Source organism: Pseudomonas brassicae, assembly GCF_010671725.1.
Taxonomy (GTDB): Bacteria; Pseudomonadota; Gammaproteobacteria; order Pseudomonadales; family Pseudomonadaceae; genus Aquipseudomonas; species Aquipseudomonas brassicae.
Genome location: NZ_JAAHBU010000429.1, coordinates 1 through 5766, shown reverse-complemented (window position 1 = coordinate 5766; position 5766 = coordinate 1). Strand labels below are relative to the sequence as shown.

Below are 5766 nucleotides of genomic sequence, written 5' to 3'. Positions count from 1 at the left end.
AAAAATCTGACAGTCCCCCTCACCACGATCTGCGGCGAACCCCCAAGGCTCACAACGCCGATCCTGCAGGCCATGGTACTTTGCAACAAATGTGCCATGGCCTGTTAGATAGGCGTTGCACGCCCTGGTGGCACCACAGATCTCTATTGGTGACTCACCCAATACACCGCCGTCACAACCACCAGTACGATCAAGCACAATATCGCCCACGCATCCACACTGCTGTCGGTCTTGCCTGCCTTGGTTGGATTGCCCATTGCATTGCCTCTTGTAGTGATTGTCGGAATGCACTTCACCTGGTGCAGTTAAGTCCAGCAATGCCCTTTGCTCAAGCAGGGTTTTTACGCAGCTCGTCGGTTAATACGCCACCGGTGCCTGCAAAAACGGATAACGATACCCACCGCCCTTGCCCGACGCACTGAACTGGTTGAAGTCCAACCCGTAGTCAGGCCGCTGCATGAGTTCGAGCCAACGCCGCGCCTTGGCCACATCAATCAACTGCAACACCGGCACCGGCGGCGCATCCTGCAATGCCACCGGCAACCCCAACGCATCATCGTGCAACAGCACCATGGCCCACCCCCCCAGCGAAAAGTGCCCACCGACCAACGCGCTAAGACGCCCGTCAATACGCGCCTGCAAGGCCTGCGGCGAACTGTTCACCGCGCTGAACAGCACATCCTCGCCAGGCACACGACCCGCCTGCGCGAACGCCTGCATGGCACCAAAGGCCATCTCGTCGTTGGCCGACCACACCAGCCGCACCTGCGGGTAACGCTCGCGCAACTGCTGCGCCTGCTCGTAGGCACGCTCGCGGCTCCAGGCCCCATACACCAGCTGGCGCAAGCGCACCCCCGGGAACTCGGCCAGGGCCCGCTGCATGCCCTGCTCGCGCAACTGCGCGCCGGCGTGTGCTTGAGCCCGGAAAACGCCAGCAGCTCGACACCCCGCGCCAACTCGCCCTCAGGCAACTGCTCGACCAACGCTTTGAGCATGCGGTAACCCGCCTCCTCGTCGTTGCTGGTCAGGGTACCCAGCACCGACGGGTAGCGCTCAGGGTGCGCGCTGACCTGGCGCGCCTGATCGTCGGTCAGGCCGTTGTTGACCATGAACAGCTTGACCCCGCTGCCACGCGACAAGCGGATGATCTCCGGGGCCACATACTGCTCGTTGACGAACACCAGGTAATCGGGCCGCTGCGGCCCCTCAAGAATCTGCCGCGCCTGGCGTAGCGCACGCGTGGGCTCACGCTCGCTGTACTCGATACGCAACTGCATGCCCAGGTCCTGCGCGGCCGACGCCATGAACTGCGAGTAGCTCACCCAGAACGTTTCGTCGGCATTGCCAGGGTTGAGAAAAACCACCGAGGCCGCCTGGGCACTGGCCGCCAGCGGCAGGCTCAGGCAAACCGATCGGCACAAGGCCTTGAGCATGCGGGTACGCTCCTGCAGAGGAAAACCGCCGAGTATACCCTTGGTCGGCCAGCAATGACGGCCCATGCCGTGCTAAACGCTAGCCAGTCTCACTTAGACCAAACGGTTCTTTTCATATGCAAAAACATCACTTTTGCGCATAACTGCAAACTGCTATCTTGCCTCGGCTCCGCCCCGGAGTGCGCGGCCGTGCGCGCGATTAGCTGCAAGCAGCTTGAGAACAGGACCCCTATGTACGTATACGACGAGTACGATCAGCGGATCATCGAGGACCGCGTCAAGCAGTTCCGAGATCAGACCCGACGCTATCTGGCCGGTGAGCTGAGCGAAGAAGAGTTCCGCCCCCTGCGCCTGCAAAATGGCCTCTATATTCAACGTTTTGCCCCGATGTTGCGGGTAGCCGTGCCGTACGGCCAGCTGACGTCGCGCCAGACCCGGATGCTGGCCAGGATCGCTCGCGACTACGACAAGGGCTACGCGCACATCAGCACCCGGCAGAACGTGCAATACAACTGGCCAGCCCTGGAAGACATCCCGGACATTCTGGCCGAGCTGGCCACCGTGCAGATGCACGCGATCCAGACCAGCGGCAACTGCCTGCGCAACGTCACCACCGACCAGTTTGCCGGTGTGGCCGCCGACGAATTGATCGACCCGCGCCCATGGTGCGAAATCGTGCGTCAGTGGACCACCTTCCACCCCGAATTCGCGTACCTGCCACGCAAGTTCAAGATCGCCATCAACGGTTCCACCAGCGACCGCGCAGCCATCGAAGTGCACGACATCGGCCTGGAGCCGGTGCACAACGCGGCCGGCGAGCTGGGCTTCCGTGTGCTGGTCGGTGGCGGCCTGGGCCGTACGCCCGTGGTCGGTGCCTTCATCAACGAATTCCTGCCGTGGCAGGACCTGTTGAGCTACCTGGATGCGATCCTGCGCGTGTACAACCGTTACGGTCGCCGTGACAACAAGTACAAGGCGCGCATCAAGATCCTGGTCAAGGCCCTGACCCCAGAGGTGTTCGCCCAGAAGGTCGACGCCGAAATGGAGCACCTGCGCGGCGGCAGCACCACCCTGACCGAAGCCGAAGTGCACCGCGTTGCCAAGCACTTCGTCGACCCGGACTACCTGGCGCTGGACAACCTCGACGCCCAGTTGACCGAGCTCGAACAACAGCACCCGGGCTTTGCCCGCTGGCGCACGCGCAACACCCTGGCACACAAGAAGCCAGGCTACGTGGCCGTGACCCTGTCGCTCAAGCCGACCGGCATCGCCCCAGGCGACCTGACCGACAAGCAGCTGGACGCCGTGGCGGACCTCGCCGAGCGCTACAGCTTCGGCCAACTGCGTACCTCCCACGAGCAGAACATCATCCTCGCCGACGTCGAGCAGCGCCAGTTGCACGCACTGTGGCTGGAGTTGCGCGAGAACGGTTTCGCCACGCCGAACATCGGCCTGCTGACCGACATCATCTGCTGCCCCGGCGGCGACTTCTGCTCGCTGGCCAACGCCAAGTCGATCCCGATCGCCGAATCCATCCAGCGCCGTTTCGACGACCTGGACTACCTGTTCGACATCGGCGAGCTGGACCTGAACATCTCCGGCTGCATGAATGCCTGTGGTCACCACCACGTCGGCCACATCGGCATCCTCGGCGTGGACAAGAAAGGCGAAGAGTTCTATCAGGTCTCGCTGGGCGGCAGCGCCAGCCGCGATGCCAGCCTGGGCAAGATCCTCGGCCCTTCGTTCGCCCAGGACGCCATGCCCGACGTGATCCAGAAGCTGATCTCGGTGTACGTGGAGCAGCGTCATGCCGACGAGCGCTTCATCGACACCTACCAACGTATTGGCATCGACCCTTTCAAGGAGCGCGTGTATGCAGCGAATCATTAAGGGCAACCAGATCGTCGACGAAACCTGGCACCTGCTGCCCAAGGACGTGACCCTCGACGAGCTGACCAACTGCGATGACTACATCGTGCCGCTGCAGCTGTGGCGCGAACATGCCCACGCCCTCAAGGCCCGCGACGGCGGCCTGGGCGTGTGGCTGGACGCCGACGAAGAAGCCGAGGAAATCGGTGACGACATCGCCAGCTTCCAGGTCATCGCGCTGAACTTCCCGGCCTTCACCGACGGGCGCAACTACTCCAATGCGCGCCTGCTGCGTGACCGCTACAAGTTCAGCGGTGAGCTGCGCGCCATTGGCGATGTACTGCGCGACCAGCTGTTCTACATGAAGCGCTGCGGTTTCGATGCCTTTGCCGTGCGTGCCGACAAGGACCCGGTAGAAGCACTGGAAGGCCTGCAGGACTTCTCGGTGACCTACCAGGCCGCCACCGACGAGCCGCAGCCGCTGTTCCGCCGCCGCTGAGTCGAACGTGAGCGAAAAAGGCCCCTCACGGGGCTTTTTTTTGCGTTCGGCACAGGGTTACAGCTGCGTCGACTGCTCCGGCAGGTCATTCCAGATCTGCGCTGTCAGCTGTTCGATCATGCGTTTCTCCTCGTTGCGCCGGCGCCTGACGATGGTCTCGACACGCTCCTTGTAGCGCTGGTCGGTCATGCTGGTCTTGTCCACCTCGATGGCTTCAAGCCTGGCGAAGTAAGGCTTGTTGAGCTGCTCGAAACGCTGCGGATACTGCGCCTTGAGGTACACCACCCAGAAATCGCGCTCGGCAATCGCGGTTTTCAATGCCGCCGGTGTTTCGGCGAGCAGCACCTGAGCCTTGGCCAGGTCCAGGTCTGCCTGGGTCACCCCGGAGAAGTGCTGGAAGATCATGCGCCTGGGCTGCCCCGGTAGCGCCAGCGCGTCTGCCAGCCCGACCCGATACGCCAGGCGTACCTCCACTTCGTCAACGTACTCGCCCTTGGCCAGCCGCGCACGGATGTCCTGCAGCGCGAAACTTTCCAGCCGGTCGAGACGGAACAGGCCCTGGGCCAACGTCATCAGGTTGCGCTGCGCTGCACCCTGGGTCGCCTGGGCCAAGGCGTTGCGCACCAGCAGACGGACTTCGAGCTGACTGAACACCATGACCGCGCCATCGGCGCAGGTTTGCGGGTGCGCTGCCTGCTCGAACAGCGTTTCACGCAGCTCGCTATCCTCACTCGCTGCCTGCAGCAGCGCCCATACCCTTGCCTGCAACTGCGCATAACCCTTCTTGAAATCGGCGCTGTCACGCAGGTCATGCAGCAGGCGGAACAGATCACCCGCCTGCGGCTCGGCCACCAGTGCCGCCCACACGGCCTGGCGCTGCGCCGTCTGCTCGGCCGACAAGCCGACCAGCCAATCCAGGCTGGGGTTGGCCTCTGGCGCACGGTGGGCCATGCGCAAGACCGGCGCAATGCCCAGGTTCAGCCCGGTTTGCGCACGGTAGGTACGCAGGCGAGCGCGGCTTTCTGCCTCCAGCGGATTGCCATGCAGGTAGGTCGCGGCATTGACGTTGCGCACCGCCGCTTCGTGCTCGCCAGCAGGCTCCAGCACGCTCTGCGGAATATGCCGGATGTGGTTCTCGCGCAGGTCGAGCACCTCCAGTTGCTGCAGTTCGAACACCCCTGGCGGCCAACCGTCGATACCCGTGCGGCGCAGCATCAGCCCGCGCAGTTGCGTGAGTGGTGCAACATTCGGCAAAGTGCCCAGCGGGTTGCCCTCCAGATCAAGCACCTTCAGTTCCACCAGGCTGGCCAGCAGGCTGTTGGCGGCGGCGTCCAGCACGATGGCATTGTGCTTGAGATGCAGTTTGGTCAGGCGGCTCAAGTTGGCGATGGCGTCGGGCAACCGGGCCAGGCGGTTGCCGCTGATGCTCAACCAGCGCAAGTGGCTGAAACGCCCCAGGAAGCCTGCGGGCACCTCGGTCAGGCCCATGATATCGAGCTTGAGTTCGGCCACATGCCCAAGGTCGGCACTCAGCGTCGGCAGGTGCCCCACACGCAGGCCGCCGAGGTCGAGCTGGTAGCCCACCCAGCGACCATCGCCCGCGCTCACCCGCGGGGTCTGGCGACGCCAGGCCAGCTCGATGCGCTGCGACACGGTGCGCAGGATGTCCTTGGAGATCGGCCTGACTTGCGTCAGCGAAACGCTTTCGAACTGGTCTTTGGCGACCCACTCGGCCAGCTCGCGGCGCAATGTCTGCAATGCTTGCTCACGCTGCTCGAGCGCCTCGCCCAACTGCGCCACAGGCAAGCCCAACTCATCCAGAAGCGCGCTGGCGGTCTCGACGTCCAGCGCTGGATACAGTGTCTGGACTCGCCCGATCAGCGCGTCGCTGTAGGCGCCTGCCGCCGCCCCGCGCCCGCTCAGCGGGTAGCCGATGCGCCCGCTGGCCAGGCGCATCGGCGGCTT

General features: G+C 63.7%; 3 protein-coding genes and 1 pseudogene. 2 read left to right on the top strand and 2 right to left on the bottom strand.

The genetic code is table 11. The annotated features are described in order from the left end of the window. Window positions 1-357: 357 nt before the first annotated feature. Window positions 358-1433: pseudogene (locus tag G3436_RS23640) on the bottom strand (ABC transporter substrate-binding protein). Between the two features lie 231 nt (window positions 1434-1664). Between G3436_RS23640 and G3436_RS23635 the strand changes: the two are divergent. Further along, window positions 1665-3323, top strand: coding sequence for a nitrite/sulfite reductase (locus tag G3436_RS23635; RefSeq protein WP_163950148.1), 1659 nt, complete (start codon window positions 1665-1667; stop codon window positions 3321-3323). Next, entirely contained in the window at window positions 3307-3801 is a 495-nt protein-coding gene (locus G3436_RS23630) for a DUF934 domain-containing protein (RefSeq protein WP_163950146.1), read from the top strand. Before G3436_RS23635 ends, G3436_RS23630 begins: the two co-directional genes overlap by 17 nt. Before the next feature lie 57 nt (window positions 3802-3858). Here the strand turns inward: G3436_RS23630 and G3436_RS23625 are convergent. Then, a partial coding sequence (locus tag G3436_RS23625) for an NEL-type E3 ubiquitin ligase domain-containing protein (protein WP_279538713.1) occupies window positions 3859-5766 on the bottom strand: 1908 nt, incomplete at its 5' end.